14 protein-coding genes are annotated in these 20576 nt (G+C 52.1%); 4 read left to right on the top strand and 10 right to left on the bottom strand.

What is annotated here, in order from left to right; genetic code table 11:
• The first annotated feature begins 79 nt into the window (after nucleotides 1–79).
• The gene (locus H7C18_RS27895; protein WP_185132406.1) at nucleotides 80–2119 is read left to right on the top strand and encodes a beta-galactosidase; all 2040 of its coding nucleotides are present in this window, start codon (nucleotides 80–82) and stop codon (nucleotides 2117–2119) included.
• Between the two features lie 3 nt (nucleotides 2120–2122).
• Nucleotides 2123–3571 carry an alpha-L-fucosidase gene (locus H7C18_RS27890; RefSeq protein WP_185132405.1) on the top strand — a complete coding sequence of 483 codons (1449 nt, stop codon included), beginning with the start codon at nucleotides 2123–2125 and terminating at the stop codon, nucleotides 3569–3571.
• A 103-nt stretch (nucleotides 3572–3674) separates the two neighbouring features.
• On the opposite strand, the gene H7C18_RS27885 is transcribed toward H7C18_RS27890, so the two are convergent.
• The 4 genes from H7C18_RS27885 to H7C18_RS27870 all read right to left on the bottom strand — a co-directional run bounded on the left by H7C18_RS27885 (nucleotide 3675) and on the right by H7C18_RS27870 (nucleotide 8918).
• Entirely contained in the window at nucleotides 3675–6005 is a 2331-nt protein-coding gene (locus H7C18_RS27885; RefSeq protein ID WP_185132404.1) for a glycoside hydrolase family 95 protein, read from the bottom strand.
• Nucleotides 6006–6095: 90 nt separating this feature from the next.
• Nucleotides 6096–6929 (bottom strand): amidohydrolase family protein, encoded by an 834-nt coding sequence (locus H7C18_RS27880; protein WP_185132403.1) that lies wholly within the window; start codon nucleotides 6927–6929, stop codon nucleotides 6096–6098.
• 4 nt (nucleotides 6930–6933) lie between these two features.
• On the bottom strand, nucleotides 6934–7947 hold the full coding sequence (locus tag H7C18_RS27875) for a zinc-binding alcohol dehydrogenase family protein (protein WP_185132402.1): 1014 nt from the start codon (nucleotides 7945–7947) through the stop codon (nucleotides 6934–6936).
• Nucleotides 7948–7973: 26 nt separating this feature from the next.
• Entirely contained in the window at nucleotides 7974–8918 is a 945-nt protein-coding gene (locus H7C18_RS27870) for an aldo/keto reductase (protein ID WP_185132401.1), read from the bottom strand.
• Nucleotides 8919–9073: 155 nt separating this feature from the next.
• Here H7C18_RS27870 and H7C18_RS27865 point away from each other — a divergent pair, with 155 nt between their 5' ends.
• Nucleotides 9074–9949 carry a helix-turn-helix domain-containing protein gene (locus H7C18_RS27865; protein ID WP_185132400.1) on the top strand — a complete coding sequence of 292 codons (876 nt, stop codon included), beginning with the start codon at nucleotides 9074–9076 and terminating at the stop codon, nucleotides 9947–9949.
• An 11-nt stretch (nucleotides 9950–9960) separates the two neighbouring features.
• Here H7C18_RS27865 and H7C18_RS27860 read toward each other — a convergent pair whose 3' ends face one another.
• The 6 genes from H7C18_RS27860 to H7C18_RS27835 form a co-directional block, all read right to left on the bottom strand.
• Complete coding sequence (locus H7C18_RS27860; protein ID WP_202887541.1) at nucleotides 9961–11457, bottom strand: alpha-L-fucosidase; 1497 nt, start codon at nucleotides 11455–11457, stop codon at nucleotides 9961–9963.
• Nucleotides 11458–11721: 264 nt separating this feature from the next.
• Nucleotides 11722–13449, bottom strand: coding sequence for an alpha-L-fucosidase (locus H7C18_RS27855; RefSeq protein ID WP_185132399.1), 1728 nt, complete (start codon nucleotides 13447–13449; stop codon nucleotides 11722–11724).
• Nucleotides 13450–13556: 107 nt separating this feature from the next.
• Entirely contained in the window at nucleotides 13557–15197 is a 1641-nt protein-coding gene (locus tag H7C18_RS27850; RefSeq protein WP_337913916.1) for an ABC transporter substrate-binding protein, read from the bottom strand.
• Nucleotides 15198–15238: 41 nt separating this feature from the next.
• Nucleotides 15239–16138 carry a carbohydrate ABC transporter permease gene (locus H7C18_RS27845; RefSeq protein WP_185132398.1) on the bottom strand — a complete coding sequence of 300 codons (900 nt, stop codon included), beginning with the start codon at nucleotides 16136–16138 and terminating at the stop codon, nucleotides 15239–15241.
• A gap of 15 nt (nucleotides 16139–16153) precedes the next feature.
• On the bottom strand, nucleotides 16154–17038 hold the full coding sequence (locus H7C18_RS27840; protein WP_185132469.1) for an ABC transporter permease: 885 nt from the start codon (nucleotides 17036–17038) through the stop codon (nucleotides 16154–16156).
• Between the two features lie 198 nt (nucleotides 17039–17236).
• Nucleotides 17237–19492, bottom strand: coding sequence for a helix-turn-helix domain-containing protein (locus tag H7C18_RS27835; RefSeq protein ID WP_185132397.1), 2256 nt, complete (start codon nucleotides 19490–19492; stop codon nucleotides 17237–17239).
• A gap of 190 nt (nucleotides 19493–19682) precedes the next feature.
• Between H7C18_RS27835 and H7C18_RS35865 the strand changes: the two genes are divergently transcribed.
• Nucleotides 19683–20576, top strand: a complete 894-nt coding sequence (locus H7C18_RS35865; protein ID WP_185132396.1) for a helix-turn-helix domain-containing protein — start codon at nucleotides 19683–19685, stop codon at nucleotides 20574–20576.

Here is a 20576-nt window from a genome sequence, read left to right as displayed (position 1 = left end):
CATATCTTATATTTCTTTTCATTCTCATACCGTTTATGATACCTTTTGTACTTTAATATTTTTATATGGCGGTGATAGCTTGCTGTTTGCGGGAACCAATTACCATCCGCACGATTGGCCCTCCGAGAGATGGAGACACGATATTGATCTCATGCGCAAAGCTTCTTTCAATATCGTTCGACTCGGTCATTTGTGCTGGGATAGCTTTGAACCTACAGAGGGGAATTATACATTCGAATGGTTCGATGAAGTGATGGATCTCTTTGAGGAAGCAGGCATTCGGGTCGTTCTCGATATCGCGACACGCCCCGCTCCGACCTGGCTGCACAAAAAATATCCCGAGATCGATCTGACGGATCCGAGCGGCGTTCGATTGGAAGCGCAGACGCGATATATGGAAGACATCGGTCATCCGGCCTTCCAGGAGTATGCGTTCAAATTCGCCGAACGGCTGGTTTGCCGCTATCGGAATCACCCTGCACTTTATGCCTTCGGCTTGTGCAACGAGCTCGGCTCGGGATCGCCATCCTATTCAGCCAACGCTCGGGATCGCTTCGAAGCTTGGTTAAGGAAGAAGTACAAAACGGTTGACCGACTGAACCGGGCGTGGACGACGCAGAGATGGTCTCGAAAGTTGAGCAGCTTTAGCGATGTCGTATTGCCGGTTTCCGGTTCCGTTCACGGCGCTCCGGAACGAATGCTGGACATGTGGCGTTTTTATTCCGACGAGACCTTATCTTACATGCACGGTTTAAGCCAGCTTGTCAAGCGATTGGCCCCGGATGCGAGGGAATCGACGAACCATTGGTCGGAGAACCCCAGGTATGGGTTCGACTATTTAAAGCAGTACGAGAACATCGTCGATCTGCCCGGAATCGGCTTCTATCCCGGTACCAATCCGGAGGATCGTCAAGCATTGTTAGCGGCCTGCTTCTTTATGGACCATCGAATCGGAGAGCTGGACCGGCCGATCTGGTGCCTTGAATTCCAGACCGGAGATTTCGGAGGTTACGGTTCGCCCCGAAAGGCTATGAGAATGTATGCATACCTTTCCCTTATTCACAGATCTCAAGCGGTGTGCGCCTGGACCTGGCGCTCAATGCTTGGGGGCGAGGAGCAGTACCTGTTCGGACTCGTGGACCATGACGGCGTTCCGGGATGGAAGTATGAGGAATTCAAACAAATCGCCGAGGAATTCGTCCAGCTTCAAGATCGCGGACTTCCCAGAAGAACCAAACCCGAGATTGCCATAGCGTATTCATTCGAAAGTTTTAAAGTAATGGCCGGCAACCGAAGCTTCTACAAGACGGACTATACCCAGCAAGTCTTGCAAGCTTACGAGGCTCTCGAGCTTTCCAATCTCGACTGCAATATCGTGAATTTGCGCCAGCTGCGTCAGAATTACAAAATCCTAATCGTGCCGGGACACGCCGTGATGGATCCCGCCTCGGCGGCCTCCATCCGTACCTTCGTCGAGAACGGCGGCACCGTTGTGATGACCGCGTATTCGGCGAAAGTGGATGAGAACAACCGCGTGTTCGACACGCCGCTGCCCGGAGAGCTCAGCGACGTCTTCGGCATTCGCAGCGGAGCGTTCACGCGGACCCGAAGCCACACCCCTGCCGAGAATGCCGGAGGCCTGGAGAAGACGGAGCTTGGCTTGGAGCGGGAAAAACCGCGCATTCTGCTTGGCGGGCGCGAATATCAACCCGAGATCGACTATTATGAAATGGTTGAAGTCCGTTCCGCCGACATCCTCGCGACGTTTGCCAATACGTTCGAGAAGTCGCCGGCTGTCACTCGGAACCGGTACGGCAAGGGAGAAGCCCTCTATGTCGCCATCCCGGCGATAGCGAATTTCCTTCAGCCGCTTCTGGAGTCCTTGTACCCGGCGCTCGAAATTCAGCCCGGTCCGGTTACTCCGTTAGGCGTGGTCGCGCGAAAGATGGAAGACGGCTCCGTCCTCTACATTAACACGACCGGCACCACGCAAACCATGAAGCTTAACGCCCCGGCATCCGGACTGTTATCCGGCAATCGCTTTGAGCATTCGTTGTCGTTGGACGCTTATGAAGTTGAACTCTTGACTAACAATACAGTTATCGAAAAAGGGGAATGACAAATGGAGAAACGGATCAAAAAAGCGGCTCGAGTCGTACCGTCGGCCAGACAGCTGGCATGGCAGGAGCTGGAGTTCTATTCCTTTATTCACTTCGGAGTCAACACCTTCACCGATAAAGAATGGGGGCTGGGAGACGAGGATCCGGCTATCTTCAATCCGGCGGAGTTTGATGCGAAGCAGTGGGTGGACGTCTGCAAGTCGGCGGGAATGAAAGGGTTGATTCTCACATGCAAGCATCATGACGGCTTCTGCCTCTGGCCCAGCGCCTATACGGAACATTCGGTCAAAAACAGCCCGTGGCGCGGCGGAAAGGGCGATCTTGTCAAGGAAGTCGCGGATGCATGCCGAGAGGGCGGAATCCGGTTCGGGGTCTATCTCTCTCCCTGGGACCGCCATGATCGGCGTTACGGTTCTTCCGCGTACAACGACTACTTCAAAGATCAATTGCGCGAATTGCTGACCGGGTATGGAGATATCTTCTGTGTTTGGTTCGACGGCGCATGCGGCGAGGGGCCGAATGGTATGAAGCAGGTTTACGATTGGGACGGCTACTATGAAGTGATCCGCGAATGTCAGCCCGGCGCGGTGATATCCGTTTGCGGTCCCGACGTTCGGTGGTGCGGCAACGAAGCCGGGCATACCCGCGATTCCGAGTGGAGCGTCGTACCCGCGGAGCTTCAGGATTGCGAGAAAATTCAAGAAAATTCGCAGCACGTCGACGACGGCGAGTTCTCCAAACGGGCGAATTCCCGGGATGAGAACCTAGGCAGCAGAGAAGTCATCGAAGGGAAAGAGCCGTTGGTCTGGTATCCGGCCGAGGTGAATACGTCGATTCGGCCAGGATGGTTCTATCACGCCTCCGAGGACGATAAGGTCAGGAGTCTAGAGGAGCTGTTGGACATTTACTACAAGTCGGTTGGCGGAAATGCGACGTTCCTGCTGAACCTTCCACCCGACAAGCGCGGACTTATCCATGAGAACGACGCAGCGCGAATGGCCGAACTCGGAGAGACGATCCGCTCCACATTCAAGCATAATCTCGCTGCGGATGCCCATGCCTCGGCCACGGAAACGTTAAGCGAGAACCACGGTGCGGATCGGCTGTTCGACGGCGACAAAAATACCTTTTGGTGCCCCCTCGAAGGCACGGAGCACGCTTCGATCGAGATCGATTTGAAACACGAGCAGACCTTTGACACAATCGTCCTCAAGGAACATGTGTTATCCGGTCAACGCATCGAAAAACTTCGATTGGAATATCTGGATGACGAGACCTGGAAGCCTCTCGCCGAATGCACGACCGTCGGCTACAAACGCATCTGCCGATTCCCGGCCGTATCGGCAAGACAGATTCGGCTCGCGATCGAAGAATCCCGTTGGTGCCCTACTCTCTCGGCGTTCGAAGTTTACTTGAGTTCCCCGAACGTTGCGGCGTCGGCCATAAACTAAAAAAGCGAAGGCGTCTCCGAAGCGACAAAAGAAGATACAGCCCCCTCTTTTGAGGAAGGGCTGTACCTTTTTCTTGTGGATCAACTTTCCATTAAAGGACCTGTTATCGTTCGATACCCTCTCCTTCGACCTCGATCCGGTAAACGGTCCCGGCTTCCGCCTGAAACCGGCGGCTGCCTTCCTTGGTCGTCTCGACTTCGATTGCCTTCCCTTCATTCGTTATCAAGATTGGTTCACGAGTCATGACGGAGCATGAGCCGCCAACTGCCGATCTGAGAACCGCAGCCGACAGAACGCCGTTCTTCCAAGCGATATCGACCGTAAAGCCGCCTCTGGCGCGCAGTCCTTTAACAGTGCCGGTCGACCAAGCCGCAGGCAGTGCCGGGAGCAATTGCAGCTCGCCGGTATGGCTCTGTAACAGCATCTCGGCAATGGCGGCTGTGCCGCCAAAGTTGCCGTCAATCTGAAACGGCGGATGATTGTCCAGAAAGTTAGGCAGCGTCGAGTGCGTCAGAAGCGTCGCCAGATTGCCGGCAGCCTCTTCCGCGTCTTGCAATCGAGCCCAGAAGTTGATAATCCACGCCCGGCTCCATCCCGTATGTCCGCCGCCGTTTGCCAGCCGTCTCTCAAGCGTGCGCCTGGCAGCGGCCGCAAGCTCTGGCGTGGCGGCCGGCGTAATCTGGCTGCCGGGATGCAGGGCGAACAGATGGGAAATATGGCGGTGGCCCGGCTCAGCCTCCTCGTAATCCTCATACCATTCCTGAAGCTGGCCGTAGCGCCCGATTTTGGGCCGTGGAAGCTTGTCCAGCACCCTTAGAAGCTCCGATCCCAGTGCTTCATGCTCCGGGATGCCGAGCACCGCTTCCGCATTCAGCACCGCTCCGAACAATTCCCGAATGATCTGCGTGTCCATCGTCGGTCCCGCACATAAGACACCCGATTCGCCATTCGGCAGGATATAGGTATTTTCCGGCGACACCGAAGGGTTAGTGACTAATTCGCCGCTCTTCGCCTCTACGACGTAATCCACAAGGAACACCGCCGCCTCCCTTAAGGTCGGATATGCGGCAAGCAAGAATTCGCCGTTCATCGTGAATTGATAGTGCTCCCACAGATGGAGTGAGAGCCATGCGGCCCCTAACGGCCAGTAAGTAGAAGGGAGCCACATGTCCTGGGGAGCGGTGTCGCCCCAGATGTCGGTATTATGGTGAGCGGTAAATCCCCGGCATCCGTACATGACAGCCGCCGTATGCCTGCCCGGCTCGCGCATCCGTTCCAGCAGCTCGAACAAGGGCTCGTGGCACTCGGACAACGCGCACGATTCCGCTGGCCAATAATTCATCTGCGTATTAATGTTGATCGTAAACTTGCTATCCCACGGCGGTAGAAAATGTTCGTTCCAGATCCCCTGAAGGTTGGCAGGCAGCGAGCCGGGACGGCTGGAGGCAATTAGCAGGTAACGTCCGAATTGAAAGTAGAGCGCAAACAGTCCCGGATCCGCTTTGTTTGCCAGACGCTCCATGCGTCTCCCCAGACTCATGCGATCAAGCTCCGGATCCGCTTCGCCAAGTGACAGCGATACTCGGTCGAACAGCTCGCGGTAATCGTCGACATGGCGCCTTCGAAGCTCATGATAACCAAACCGAAGGGCCATCGACGTTTGATCCGCGGAGCTCCCCACCGGGTCGGCAATGCGGAATGTCGTAGCGGCGGCCAGCACCAGCGTCACGCTGTCTGCATTCTCCACAATGAGGTGCTCTCCGACAGCCTTCAATGTCCCCCCTTCTGCGGACGCCTTCAGTACTGTTCCGTATAAACAGCCTCCTTCGCCGCCGCAACTGCCGCTCATCCATATGGCGTCGTCCCCCGTTCGGCCGGTTCGGTCGACATAACGCCAGCCTCCCCGTTCCAGACGCGAGGTGAAGCCAATTGAGCCTGGCCGATCTGCCTCCAGCCTAAGGACGATCACTTGGTCCGGGTAGCTGGCAAACAGCTCGCGCCGAAACGTTGTGCCGCTTTGGATGAAGGAGACCGTAACAATACCGGAGTTCAAGTCCAGCACTCTCTCGTACTGCTCTACCTCTCCTCCCGGAAGTTCGAAGTCAAGCAGCAAGTGGCCGAGCGGCAAGTAGTGCCGCTGCGATTCCGGCAGTCCGGACAGCGCAAGACGAGCTAACCGTTCCGCTTCCTTCAGCTTCCCTTCGAAGATCAGCCTTCGGATCTCCGGCAGGTTGACCCGAGCGTCCGGATTGTTACGGTCCCGCGGTCCACCGAACCAGACGGAGTCTTCGTTCAGTTGTAGTCGCTCCTGCCGCGGCTGCCCGTATACCATCGCTCCCAGCCTGCCATTGCCGATCGGAATCGCTTCCTCCCATTTCGATGCAGGACCATCGAATAACAATGAAGAGCGTGTCGTTAACGATTGTTCCTCCATTAAATCTCACCCCTTATCCTTATAAACGATCGACTGCGATACAATACGTATATATTTACCTTGCTTGCAACGGGGTGACATGGCGTATGATCAATGCAGCTTATAGAAAACTTTCGCATTTTCTCCGAACAGTTTCGTCCGCTCCGCGGCGCCCCAATGATCCGGAAGGGAATGCTCGATAATGTAAATAACCTGGTCATAAGAGGCCGCGGTCAAACAGACAGGCCAGTCGCTTCCGAACAGGACGCGATCCGGTCCGAAAAGATCGAGGATATGCCGAATGTACAAGGCGAAATCTTCGTGGTTCCAACGTTCGGAATCCGCTTCGGTCACCATCCCGGACAGCTTGCATCGAATATGGGGCATTCGCGCAATCTCCCGCATATGACGCAACCAAGGTTCAACCTCTCCGTCCCGGATGCGAGGCTTGGCGATATGGTCGATTACGCCGCGAAGTCCGGGCACTTGATCAAGAAGACGAACCGTCTCTTCAAGCTGATCGCTCTTTAACAGCAGATCGACCGGCACGTCTTCATCCGCATAGCCGCGAAGCGCATCAATGAACGCCGACTCCAGGACTCGCCCGGCATCGGCCATCTCCTGAATCATGATCCGGAATCCCACGAACTTGGGGTGACGCCTGAACGCTTCGAAATGAAGACGATGATCCGGATCGAACAGATCGAGCCAGCCCACCACACCCATGATCGAGGGATTCTCATCCGCAAGCGACAGCAGGTATCGCGTTTCTTCCAGCGTAGGAGCCGCCTGGACCGCGATGCTCCCGTCCATCCGGTGCGTTGCAAAATGGGGAGCCAGATGTTCGGGCAGAAAGTCTCGATAGAGCGTCGGAATGGCGGGCGTAATCCAGCCGTAATCGCCTCGGTCGATTTTCCAGTAATGCTGATGCGAATCGATCCTCAAGTTCCTATACCTCCACCATCGCTTTGATCACTTTCGATTGCGGATCCAGCCAAGCGTCGAATTGGCCGATCATCCTCTCGAATGACGATCGATGCGTAATATAGCCGCCGACGTCGATCAAGCCGCCTCCGACCGTCTCCATGACATGAAGGAAATCCTCCTTCGTGGCATTTCGGCTTCCGAGCAGCGTCATTTCCCGCTTATGGAATTCGGGATCCTGGAAGGCAATCTCTCCTTTAACGAGTCCGACGAACACAAGCTTGCCGCCGTGTGAGACATAGCGGAAAGCGCCTGCCATGGAGCCTGCGTTCCCGGTAGCGTCGAAGACAATCGTCGGATACTCGCCGTCTGTCAGCTTTGCCAGCTGTTCGGCGGGATCCTGCAAGGCATTTACCGTGTTGTCGACGTTCGCCCATTTCTTGCAAAACGCCAGTCGTTCGTCGTTGATATCCATGGCAATGACACGCGCGCCCCGGTGCTTGGCGAATGCCATGACGCCGAGACCGATCGGTCCCGCTCCGATTACAAGCGCCGTCTCCCCGGGCTGCAGTTCCGACCGGCGCACGGCATGCGCCCCGATGCTGAGGGGCTCGATGATCGCCGCTTCGTCGAGCGTCAAGCCATTTGCGTTCAACAGATGCGTCACGGGAACGGAGATTCGTTCGCGCATGCCGCCGTCCGTATGCACGCCGAGCACGCTCATCTGCGTGCAGCAGTTTGTCTTGCCTTTGCGGCAGGCCACGCAAGTGCCGCAATGCAAGTACGGAATGATACTGACCCGATCGCCTTCCCGAAGACCGAATTCGTTAGCGCCGATGCGCTCGATGACGCCCGACAACTCATGGCCGAGAATCCGCGGATAAGTAAAGTAAGGCTGATTCCCTTTAAATGCGTGCAAGTCCGTGCCGCAGATGCCGATTCGCTTAATACTGACAATGGCTTCTCCCGGTACGAAGACCGGTTCCTCCAGCTCGACCTGCTCGAATCGCTCGACTTGTTTGCAAACAATGGCTTTCATGAACATTCTCCTCCTCTCGATGTATCCTAAAGACTCAGATTCCGGTTGTACGCCGGGATGCCGCTTGTCCAAGATTTGTCACGGATCGGCGCCAGGATGTCCAGCACTTCCCGAAGCAGCTCCCGGTCCGGTTCTTCCCCTACCCAGGAGGCATTCTTGCGTATATTATCGGGATTGGCCGTACTGACGAGCGTCGTCGGGATCCGTTCGTTCGAAGTCGAGAATTGAACTGCGAGCTTTGCGATGTCCACGCCGTTCGATGCGCAGAACTCCGCCGCCCGCTTGCAGACCGCCTTCAATTCGACGCTTGCCGGATGCCATTCCGGCGTTCCCCGCGTGCTGAGAAGGCCCATCGAGAGCGGCGAAGCGTTCACCAGTCCGATCTGTTGCCGTTCCAGCTCCGGCAGGAGCCCAAGAAGCGTCGTATCGTTCAGCGAATAATGGCAGTAGGAAATAATGGCGTCCACCTCGACGTCGGGCAGCAATTGACGGAAAAGATCGAGGGGCAGCCCGCAAATGCCCGTGTTGCGGATCTTGCCCTGCTCCTTGAGCCGGTGAAGAGTCGGAATCGCTTCCTCGTAAAGGATAGCCGGCTCCACGAATTCAATATCGTGCAGGAACAGGATGTCGACATAGTCGGTGTTCAGCCGCTGCAGACTCTCCTCGAGACTGGCGACGATCCGCTTCGACGAGAAATCGAAATGGTCCGTACCGTAACGGCCGGCTTTGGTAGACAGATAAAACGAATCGCGGGGGATTTCCTTGATCGCCTTGCCCAGTACCGTCTCCGCCTTGGTCAAGCCATAATATGGCGACACGTCGATGTAATTGATGCCGGATGCAAGCGCTTCATGCACGGTCCGAATGCTATCGCCGTCATCGGTTTCCCTGAACACCGATCCAAGCGACGATGCGCCGAAGCTGAGAATGGAGACATCGAGGCCCGTCTTGCCGAGTGTTCTGTACTTCATGGGTTAATCGCTCCTTTGAGCATTGTCTGATTATCATATCTTTCATCTTAACATCATAATTGTGCTTTATCCTCAATGAACATTGCGATTTTCTGCTCCATTTTGCTATTATATTATCTGAATCGTTCAAATTCTCTATTCGAGGTGGGCGTTCCGTGCAGCCGTTGCGTAAATCGATCGAAAGCGGCGATCGTTTTCCTTTCCGACTGGTCTATCGTGACACCAAATCGCCCAGACACGAGCTGCCCGACCATCTGCATGACGGGAATGAGCTCATTTACGTTTATGCGGGCAAAGGGGTTCTATTCGTCAATCATACATTCTACGAAATGCTGCCCGGCGATTTGTATCTTATTCCCGGCAACACGATCCATCGCGCATTTCCCGACGAGCTCACTCCCGTTACGTCGACCGCCCTCTTCTTCGGGCGTTCGTTGCTTCATCCGCTGGAGCTCAGCGAAGACTATTCCCCGCTTAGCTGCTTCGACTATGCGAAAAAACGGCAAAGCTACAAGCTGGAGATTGCAGAGGCAGATCGGAAGACGGTGATTCGTCTGATCGAGGAAATGCAGGCAGAGCTGCAATCGCGGCAAATCGGGTACCGCCATTCGGTGATGATTCGGCTTCATGACCTGTTATTGACTCTTAATCGAATGTCCGATGCCGGCACCGGGGATAAAGGGGCAAATTCGAGCATGGAGCCGGCTTGGATGAGGGATACGCTGGCATATATCGATGCGCACACCGCCAGTACGGATTTGAAGCTGTCGGACCTGTCTCGCCGGGCGTCGATTACACCGTCGCATTTCTCGCGCGTATTCAGGCAGCTGACGGGGATGACCGTAACGGATTATGTCGCGGCCAAACGGATCGTGGCGGCAAAAGAACTCTTAGCGAACACGGACGATAGCGTCAGCTCGATCTGCGGGCAGTGCGGATTTGAAAGCGAGTCTTATTTTTACAAGACCTTCAAATCGCTGACCGGGATGACGCCATCGTCTTATAAGCGAAAACGAAACAAGGACGGTTAACGCGGGAAAACTTATGCTTCCAGCTCGATCGCCAGACAGTTGACGTAAGCCGTCGGCCGATGGGACGGCAGACTGACGACCAGCGTTCCGTAGGGTTGCTCGAACGGAACCTCCCCGACGCCAAGGAGCCGTACGGATCGGACTTTCTCTTCGGGCGTCAGGCTTCGGATAACGGCGCGGTTGTCATCCGGCCAACGCATCTGGAAAGCGTACAGCGTATTTCCCTTCTGCGTAAAGCGGAAGTCCGCGCCGGACCACTCGACCCGATCTTCCTTGAAATGATCGATGACGACGCGGGATTGGCCTTCGCCCGATACGCGGAACGGACGGGTTCCGTACACGCCTTCCGAGCAGACCGCCATCCAGCCGGCCATTTCCTTCAGGATGTGCTTGCACTCGTCGTCGATCGTACCGTCGGGCTTCTGCGGAATGTTGAGCAGCAGGTTGCCGTTCTTCGCGATAATGTCGATCAGGATCTCGATGACATGCGCAGGCTGCTTGTAAACCGTTTTGACATTATAGAACCAATCCCCGACGCAGGTATCGGTCTGCCAAGCCTCGGGCTTGATATCCGGCTCCTGACTTCGCTCAATATCCAAGACGCCGAGACTGTATATTTCCTTCCTGCGGTCCTTCTGATTGTAAACCGCCTTGTTCACGCCGCCGTTTCGCGCCGCACTCGTATTATACAGATGCGCGACGGCATGGAGCCCTGCCGCAAAGTCGGGGTTGTCCAGCGAGAGGTCCGATTTTCCCCAGGAATTGACGAACGGCAGCCCCCCGTCCGAGTACAACAGATCCGGCTGGTACAGATCAATGACTTCCTTCATGACGTCAAGCCAACGCCGGTGCCACCAGGGGTTTGAAGTATACCACGGATCCAGGTCGTGATGGGCCCGATCGGGGTCGTAATGTTCACGGTTCGGCAGGTACAAGTCCTCATACCGAGGGTCGTTTCCGTCATAAGGGACGCCTTTGTACGGACCGTTCTTGTCCTGCCCTTTATTCCATTGATACCAGCTGAACGTCGCTCCCATATGCTCGGTTACCCCGAACGGCAATCCGCGCTTCGAAGCCGCTTCTTTCCAGAGGCCGACGATATCCTTCCCCGGCCCCATGTTGACCGAATTCCATCTGTGAATCTTGGAATCGTAATTGAAGAAGTTGTCGTGATGCATGGCCTGCGCGACGAAATACTTGGCACCTGCCGCCGCATACAAGTCCATCAGCCCTTCCGGGTCGAACTTCTCCGCTTTCCACAGCTGTACGATATCCTTATAGCCGAACTTGGACGGATGTCCGTAGCGGCGAAGATGATAACGGTATTGTTCGGAGCCTTCGATGTAAAGATTTCGAGCATACCAGTCTCCGTACATGGGGACGGATTGAGCCCCCCAGTGCGACCAGATGCCGAGCTTCGCGTCTCGAAACCATGCCGGGCACTCAAACTTGCCGAGAGATTCAAACGTGGGCTTGAAAGGACCTTCGGCGATTGTCTCTTTCATCATGAACAGCAGCCTCCAATTCGTTGAATATTTCGTGCGGTACGTTAGCTCCAAGATGTCAGCATTGGTTGAAAAGCGTTTTCATCAATATTATTATAACAGCGTATTTAAGCTTGAACCTCTTCAAATCATGCAAATTTATGCTTTGTTTTGCGCTACATTTTCCGTCATCGCTATAAAATGCATCGCATCCGTCGGGCTGCCGCTTGCGAAAATAATCCGCTTCGCGACGGTATGATCGGTCATGGAGGCAAAACCTCCTTGCTTTTAAATCTCGGCTTGCTGTCCTCCGTCAACCGGTTTGAGCTGCAGAGACCAAAACAGCAGCCCTTTCATATTTTTTCGATTGATTAGAGAAGCCCTGACTTGGGCGTCGCACTGTCCGGTCCGATCCAACCGGATTCGTCCGGCTCGGATCGTCAGCGGTTCATTGGCCAGAGCTTCATCCTCCTCAACCAAGCACGCCAAGCGCTGACCATGAATCGTAATTATCACTTCGTGGCCATAGTCCCATTTTCGATATTTCGGACCGGTCCCCACCAGAAGCGAGGCTTCATACTCCCCCGGCTGCGTCACGATATATTCCCAGCTCAGCCAGTCTTCCGAGCAGAACCAATTTTGAATGCCTCCGGTGCGAGCCAGCTTGATTCTGCTCCCTTCCGCCTCCCGATGTATGGCTGCCTTATTGGCAGGCAGCACGATTTCCCGCGATTCGTCCTGAATGATCGCCTGGTCCACATCGGGCGCTCCCTCCAGCTCAAGTACCACCAACGTGCAATATGGGTCCGGGGGCACCCTGGGAAGTTCAATCGCCATTCGTTCAAACTCTCGCGCAGGGGTCGAGGACTGTCGATAGGCGATTGAACAATTGGGATCGGAGAGGATATAACACCGGTTCACACGGTTCCGTAATCCGTAGAGATAGATCGTGTTCTGCCATTCATAAACGTGCAGATAAAGCTTCTCGCCTTTAACTGTGATCCTGCCCCATTGGGGACGCGTGGCAAAGGGAGACCCTTCCGTACCATAGACGGCTTCTCCGTTGACGTTCATCCAGCGGCCCACCTCCCTCAGACGCTGCTGAGCCTCGTCCGGAATTTCCCCCTCGCCGTTCGGACCAACGTTAAGCAAATAATTGCCTCCCAAGCTGGCGATATCCACCAGTTGGCGAACGAGTTCCCGAGTCGAGCGGTATTCGTTGCCTTCCCCCGTGAAATATCCCCACCAGGTGCAGATGGTCATGGGAGTTTCCCAATCTGTTCCCACCGGAATTCCCGGTATCTCGCAATCGCCCAGACTCAAATAATCGTAATCCACGGAGTCGTCGTCGGAGACGCGGCTGTTGATGAGACAGTCCGGCTGCAGCTCCCGAACCAGGTCGACAAGCTCCTTCGCTTGGTCGGGACGGATCATGGATGGCGTATCGAACCAAAGAATGCCTACGGGTCCATATTGGGTAAGCAGCTCCCTCAACTGCGGCTTGTCAAACTCGTCCAAATAGATTTGAAGATTTTTACGCTGCTCGTCGGGATAGTCCCAGAAGTTGCCGTAATTCCCGAACAAGTTCGGATCGATCGCTTCCAGGCTCTGAGCATGCGGATGGCGCCATTCGCGGACGTGGGAATAATAGAAGCACAGCTTCAGGCCCTCCCGTTCGCAGGCTCGCGCCAACTCCGTCATGACATCTTTCCCGTAAGGCGTGCCGTCGACAATATTAAAAGAGTCCGCTTTCGTCCGGAACATGGAAAACCCGTCATGGTGCTTGGCGGTGATGACGATATATTTCATGCCCGCTTCCTTGGCGATTCGCACCCATTCATCCGCGTCGTACCGGACGGGATTGAACTCTTGGGCCAGCTTCTCATATTCCTTTACCGGAATTCGTTGATTGTACATCACCCATTCTCCCTGGCCCATCCGACTATATACGCCCCAATGGATGAACATGCCGAAGCGGCTTTCTCTCCACCAAGCTTTTTTTTGTTCTTTCTTCATCTTGACACCTCGTTTGATGTTTCTCGGTTTTCCGGACAAACAGGCTCTCGAACCTGCCAACGGCAATCGGCATGTCCTGAGAGCCCGATGTTGGCGTTTCGGCCCATTTATCCGTTTTGCTTGTACGAATCGTATGCCTTCTGCATGATCTGGACATAGGTCGGTAGATTCAGCTTATTGAAGCCTTCCACATACGAGTTCCAATCCTTGTTCAAATCCTTGTTGCCCATAATAAATTGAACCATGGATTCCTGAATATATTTGTTGATATCCGTCTGGAAGTGCTGCACGTTCTCGGCGTCTTCGGGGTCGATGAACAGCGACTGAGGGAACGCCTCTTTGGGCTCGAAGCCTTCGTATTTTTGGGTTGAGAGCGTCAATAGATATTCGTAACCGACCAGGGTATACGGATTCTCGGGAACGGTGAACGAGAACCGGTAGTCTTTGGTCCTGAGCGCCGGACCGATCTGCCCCCAGCCGTCTCGCAACTCCCCGACTTTGCCGTTTTCCGGCGTTTCCGTGTATTTGGCCTGTCTGCCCATCGTATCCTTTTCGCCCGGATTGGCGGGTCGGACGTATTCACCGGACATTCCGTACATTTCGTTGGTAGCGAATGGCTCGGTATACATAAAATCGGCGAGTTTAATCGCGGCAATCGCCTGTTCTTTCGATGCCTTATTCGTGATGGCGAACGTGCCGTCGCCGAGATTCAAGGTGTGCGTAGTGAATTGTGCGCCATTTGGTCCTTTTAGCGGAGGCACCGCTTCATATTCCTTCCATCTGTCCTGCCCCTCCGTCACGCTCGGACCCATTCCGAGATGGCCTGCGGTATATGCGCCAATGATGTTGTCGCCAGGATGGTTGGCCAATTGGACGAATGCGTCATTGTTTTGCGTGAAGGCTCCTTGATCGATAAGTCCTTCCGTGAACAACCGATGCATATATTCGAGTCCTTGCTTCCATTCGGGCTTATTGGCCGCAAGATCCACTTTGCCGTGGTTGACGGTGAAGAAATAGGTATTGTCATCCGGTACAAAGGCATTCATCAGGAAGCCGTCCACATTGCCGTTCCAGCTTTGCTGGAATCCGCTCAAGGCAATTTCGTCCTGCTTGCCGTTGCCGTTCGGATCGTTTTCTTTGAACGCCTTCAGCACCTGCTCGAATTCGGCGGTCGTCGTCGGCATCTGAAGTCCAAGTTTCGCCAGCCAATCTTTGTTGATCCACATTTTTTGTCCGTAAGAGCAGTGATAGCATTCATTGATCGAAGGAATGCCGTAGATGTTGCCGTCCGGCGCCGTCATCTGGCCTTTCAGGTAAGGGATGTCTTCCATAGCCTTTTTGATATTGGGCGCGTATTGGTCGATTAAATCGTTTAACGGAATCAGAACCCCTTGCGATCCGTAATTTTGCTCCTCAGCCTTGGAGAAGCCTGACATAAATACGTCCGGAATATCTCCGCTCGCAAGAGCAAGCTGCTTCTTTTCGTTGACGACATTCGTGTCCGTGGAAGGAACGGTCTGCCAGTCGATTTTTACGCCCGTTTGGTCTTCCACCCACTTGGTGAACGGTTGGCTCGGGTAATCGATTCTTGTTGAGTCTTGCGCCGCAAAGATGGAAAGACTAACCGGCTTGCTTGCGGACGAACTGCCGGTCGATTGGGCGTCATCGCTTTGCTTGGTCGCGCATCCGGCCAGTACCAGAAGCGGCAGCAACGATAAAATGGTCGTCATTTTAATCTTTCTAAGCACACAAACCCCTCCGATTATTTAAGTGGACTGCAGCGATCGCACTATCCCTTTAGCGAACCGATCATCATGCCCTTGACAAAATATTTTTGTATGAAAGGGTAGAGAATCAATACCGGTCCGCTGGAAACGACAATCAAGGAATATTTCAGCAAGTTTTTCAGCCCTTCTCGTGCCGCCATCTCGTTGACGTTGATCATCATGGTGGGATCGACCGAATTGATCACCAAAATGTTGCGTAAGATGATTTGCAAGGGGAACAGATTGGGCGATTTCAAATAGATCAGCGCATCGAAATAAGCGTTCCAGTTGCCGACGGCGTACATCAGAAACAATACGGCTATAATCGGTTTCGCGAGCGGAAAAGCTACCCTTGCCATAAAACCGACGTCTCTGCAGCCGTCTATCTCGGCGGCCTCCCGAAGCTCGTTCGGAATGGTAGCCTGAAAAAAAGTTCTCGTTATAATCACTTGCCAGACCGCCAAAGCTCCCGGCAGCAGCATCGCCCAGCGCGTATTTAGAATCCCCAAGCCTTTGACAACCAAATAAGTCGGGATGAGGCCTCCGCTGAACAAGAGGGTGAACACCAGCATTCCCATTATCGCTTGCCTGCCATAAAAGCCCTTGACCGATAACGCATAACCAAGCATAACGGTCAGCGTGACATTAATGAATGTGCCAAAAAATGCATAAAAGACGGAATTTGCAAAGCCGATGCCAATTTGCGGATTTTTAAACACGGCTTGATATCCCATTAGCGTAGGCTCCACCGGCCACAACCAGACCCTTCCGGACAATACGGCTTGCGGCGAACTGAACGAGGAACTGAAAATGTAGACAAGCGGATACAGAACGACAAGAAAAAATACGGTTAGAAGCGCATAAATAAGGAACATAAACACTCTGTCGTTGAGTGATTCCCGAATAGCCCCTTTGTTCGCCATCTCCATCCTCCTTCTCTACCATAAGCTGTTCTCTGAATATCTTCGGGCAACTTGATTGACCGTAACCAACAAAATCACATTGATCACCGAATTAAACAAACCTACCGCAGCGGAAAAACTAAAATTGGCGCCAAGCAAACCTTCTTTGTACACATAAGTTGCTATCACTTCCGAAGACACAACATTCAGTTGGTTCTGCATGAGGTAGATCTTCTCGAATCCGACGTTCATGATGCCGCCGACGCTCAAAATCAGCATGACAACTGCGACCGGCATAATCCCCGGAAGGTCTACATGAAGCATCTTCTGAAAACGCGAAGCGCCGTCTACCCGAGCCGCTTCATATAAATCCGTATTGATGCCCGCCAACGCCGCAATATAGATAATGGCTGCGTAACCGGCGTTCTGCCAGACATCGGACAACACATAGATCGTCTTAAAGAAGCCGGCAGTGCCCATAAAGTTGATCGGTTGATAGCCGAGCGCCTGTATGAGCATGTTCACAATTCCTACGTGAGGGTCTAAAAACAGCAAAACAATCGATACCATGATGACGGTGGAGATAAAGTAAGGAGCGTAGGTCACCATCTGCACGAGCCGCTTGAATGCCCCCTGCCGAACTTCGTTCAGCGCCAATGCGAGCGCAATCGGTACGGGAAAACCGACCGCAAGCGCATACAAGCTTATCCCTAGTGTGTTGTTAAAGATCGGCCAGAAATTAGGGGAATTAAAAAAGTACTCGAAGTGTTTCAGCCCCGCCCATGGACTTCCTAAAATTCCTTGCACGACATGGTAATCTTTAAACGCGATCAAAGCCCCGTACATAGGTACGTATTTAAAGATGATGACATAAAGCATGGGGATCAGAACGACGAAATAAAGCTGCCAATGCCGCTTCATCTTTTTTAAAACCACTGTTCCATTTCACCTCCCCATCCGTTTGTAATGTGCATCGTAAACGCATTCAGGATGCACGCTAAATATAAAATGGTCGCAGCGATTTGGGCAATAAATCCTTTTCCTTTATAAATCATTTTCTACGCTACCCGGCAATCGAATGATTGTCGGGCTCGTTTTCGGAGGCTAAACCCTTTTCTATTATGAATCGTTTTCTACAACCCTTGTTTCGCCGTTCGTTTTGATCTGTTCCCGGTAAACGCTGGGGGTAACCCCGACGATTCTTTTGAATACACGCCCAAAAGCGATCGCTCCGGAATACGCGACCTCCTCGGCTATTTCCTGAACAGGCCTGTCCGTTTCGAGCAGCAGGCTTTTAGCCCGCTCTATTCTCAGATGAGTCAAGTAATCGATAAAGTTCACCCCAAATTCTTCTTTAAAAAGCTTGCTTAAATTTTTTACACCAATTCCGAATTTATCGTTGAACAGCTCCAGCGACAAATTGGAATCCGTAAAATGAGCTTCGATATACTCTCTGATTTCGTGGATCAAATGATGTTGTTTTCGCTGAACTCGATCGGTCTTGATGGCCTCTAACAGCTCGGTCAATTCCGAATAAAACTCGTTCTGTAGCTGCTCAATCTCCTCGAATTGGTCGATCTGCGCCTTCATCTGCTCTAACCGGACTTGATAGCCTCGCGGCTGATCTTGGGAATTGATTGATTCTTGATGTTCGAATTGGCTGATAAAAAACAAAAGAAGCCGGGCTACATCATCCCGGGATAGACGGCACTCTTTCATGATCCGAAAGACGTCCGCGAACTTTTCCTTCCATTGTTCCTCCTGAATTCTCATGCTCTGAGCCAACAGTTGAAACCGAACATAAATATCGTAAAAGGATTTGCGGTTATCAAGCTTTTGTACGTCACGATAAAAGATAATATTGGAGGCGCCAATCGTTGCCTTATACTGGATGGCAATCATGGCTTCTTTGTACGATTCGGAAATGGTCCCGATCGAATCGGCCTGCTCCCCGACCCCGATCGTCACGGAAAATTTCAAATTATCGTTCACCCAGTCATGAAGCCGATGGACGACCTCATGGACTTGATCGAATTGACGCACTTTGAATTGCATCAGACTGCAAAGCCGCTGGGGCGAAACCCAGTCCGACCAGACGGCGCCTTCATGGGACCCGACGATTTCTTGCAGGACTTGAATCAGAATAAACCGCAGCAAGTTTTGATCCCGTGGCGAATAGGTCTCTCCGAATAGCTGAAAACGGTCAATTTCAATAATCGCGATCCATTGATAGGGCAAAAGCCGGGGCACACTTAGATTGTCCTCGTATTCCTGCCATTCCTCAATTGAAATTCTGGTGGAGCCTTCGATCAATTCGTAAAAAAGCTGACGCTTTCGCAAATGTTTGTCTTCTTCCATCAACAACTGAAATTGAGACGACTGTTCGATCATCAGATTGAAGGCGGATTCAATGACGGACAGCTCGTTTTTGCCGGTAAGAAGATGCGTCGATTTAAAAATGGGCAATGAATTCAGCCGCAAAAATATTTTTTGAATCGGTATATATTGTTTGCGGGTTCTGATAATGATAACCACGGAACCGACCGCCACAAATATAATCCCGACAAACATCCATATGTTCGTCAGCAAGTGGATCGCAAAAACAATATTCTGATTTTCGGAACCGCTGGCTACGGACCATCCCGTATAAGGGGAGGTGACTGAGGACGAAACGACCTTGTCCAACGCTTCCCTAGTCATGTCGTTTTTCGAATCGAGAAACAGTTGGCCCGAACGATCGCTGATCTGAATTTCGTGCAGCTTAAAGTCGTAAAAGGATTTAATCAACTGATTGATCGAGCTGACGGAGATGTTGACCACCAAATAAATGCCTTCATTTGAGGCAGAAGGATACCGACGGACCAAGCTGACCACATGCGTGCATGCCTGATTCTCGAATTCGCTAAAGCACCGGGCATCCGACCAGTAGATCGAAGCGACCTGCTCGACTGTCGTCTTAACAAACGAGTAATCTCCATATTGGGGCAGCGATTGGATGGTACTGGTGCTAAGAACATAGTTTTGTTTGGGATGCACCAGATAGATGGAGTGGATTAATGAGTTGGAATCCTTTAATTTTAATAAATCCTGCACGATGGTGTAGTTCAAATAATATTGATCTTGAGCCCCGTTTTTAATGAAATTGTTCAATCCCGTAGAGGTGAGCAGCCCTTTCAGCATATTCTGGTCGATGGATTGCAAGTGGGAATCGACGGTCTGCATGACTTGAATGGCGTATTGCCTGCTGACATGGGTCATTTCATCTTCGTTTTGTTTCGTCAGAAGATGAAACAATAAAAACAGCAAAAAAGCAGCAACAAACAAAAAAATGAACAAATTAAACAAAAGCGTCTTAAACAACCAGGACTTCTTCATTGGCTCCCCCCATTTGCAATCGAGCGCAGTGATATTGCAATATTTGTAATTTTATATTTATTGAATCCGCTTTCAAGTTATCCGGGTGAACAGCGGCAAACCCTTTATGATAATTATATTATTGGGATACGAATGAAATCTAGCAGGATATTGTGTATACTTATCACGATATTATGATGGAGGTATATTTGTGTTCGAGCATCGTTATCGAGAGAATTCCCACCATGGCGTCCCCGACTTTCCATTTCATATTTATACCATTGAACATCCAGGGAATGTTCATACGATTCTGCCCATTCATTGGCATAACGAATTGGAAATGATTTATCTGGCAAAAGGGACGGCTACTTTCAAAATTGAGAGCCGGGAGTTTGAAATAAGAACCGGAGAGGCGCTGATTGTTCACCCTGGCGAGTTACATTCCGGGGTAAGCAATGATGGTGGCGGGGTGTTCTTTTACTCCATTGTGTTTAAATTATCTTGGCTGTCATCCCTTCATAACGATCGGATTCAGGAACATTTCTTGGTTCCGATTCTGAGCGGATCCTCCAGATTGCCGGCATTGTTATCTGCGGAAACAGAGGAGTATGTTGAATTGCTAAACTATATTCGACAAATCCTTTCATGCTTCGCCGGCGGATATCCCGCATACGAATTAAGCATAAAGGCCAAATTGCTTTTATTCATCGCGGATATTTATCGATTGGGTTTAGTCGAGACCAAGCTACATTCACAAAAACGACATGGGCATGAACTAAATCATCAAATAAAACGTGTATTAGCTTATATGGAGAACAATTCTTTCAGGAAGCTGGATTTAAACCAATTAGCATCCGTTGCATCTCTAAGCAGATCCCATTTTTGTAAATTTTTCAAGGACCAGACTGGTATGAGGCCAATGGAATATTTAAACTTTATTCGAATTAATAAAGCTGCCTCCTTGTTGCGTACCGGTTCTTGCAACGTGATAGAAGCTTCACTGGAAGCGGGTTATCAGAATGCCAGTTACTTTTCCAAATGGTTCAAAATCTACATGAATATGACTCCGTCCGAATATAAGACCTATTACTCATCAGGGATTTAA

The sequence above is a fragment of the Cohnella zeiphila genome (assembly GCF_014212055.1).
Taxonomy (GTDB): Bacteria; Bacillota; Bacilli; order Paenibacillales; family Paenibacillaceae; genus Cohnella; species Cohnella zeiphila.
This window is presented reverse-complemented; position numbering and strand designations above follow the sequence as displayed.

What these genes read in the sequence shown, in the direction of transcription:
- H7C18_RS27840 (WP_185132469.1), bottom strand. Translation starts at nt 17,038, where the DNA reads ATGAAGCGGCATTGGCAGCTTTATTTCGTCGTTCTGATCCCCATGCTT.
- H7C18_RS27845 (WP_185132398.1), bottom strand. Translation starts at nt 16,138, where the DNA reads ATGGCGAACAAAGGGGCTATTCGGGAATCACTCAACGACAGAGTGTTT.
- H7C18_RS27885 (WP_185132404.1), bottom strand. Translation starts at nt 6,005, where the DNA reads ATGGAGGAACAATCGTTAACGACACGCTCTTCATTGTTATTCGATGGT.
- H7C18_RS27860 (WP_202887541.1), bottom strand. Translation starts at nt 11,457, where the DNA reads ATGATGAAAGAGACAATCGCCGAAGGTCCTTTCAAGCCCACGTTTGAA.
- H7C18_RS27870 (WP_185132401.1), bottom strand. Translation starts at nt 8,918, where the DNA reads ATGAAGTACAGAACACTCGGCAAGACGGGCCTCGATGTCTCCATTCTC.
- H7C18_RS27875 (WP_185132402.1), bottom strand. Translation starts at nt 7,947, where the DNA reads ATGAAAGCCATTGTTTGCAAACAAGTCGAGCGATTCGAGCAGGTCGAG.
- H7C18_RS27890 (WP_185132405.1), top strand. Translation starts at nt 2,123, where the DNA reads ATGGAGAAACGGATCAAAAAAGCGGCTCGAGTCGTACCGTCGGCCAGA.
- H7C18_RS27835 (WP_185132397.1), bottom strand. Translation starts at nt 19,492, where the DNA reads ATGAAGAAGTCCTGGTTGTTTAAGACGCTTTTGTTTAATTTGTTCATT.
- H7C18_RS27855 (WP_185132399.1), bottom strand. Translation starts at nt 13,449, where the DNA reads ATGAAGAAAGAACAAAAAAAAGCTTGGTGGAGAGAAAGCCGCTTCGGC.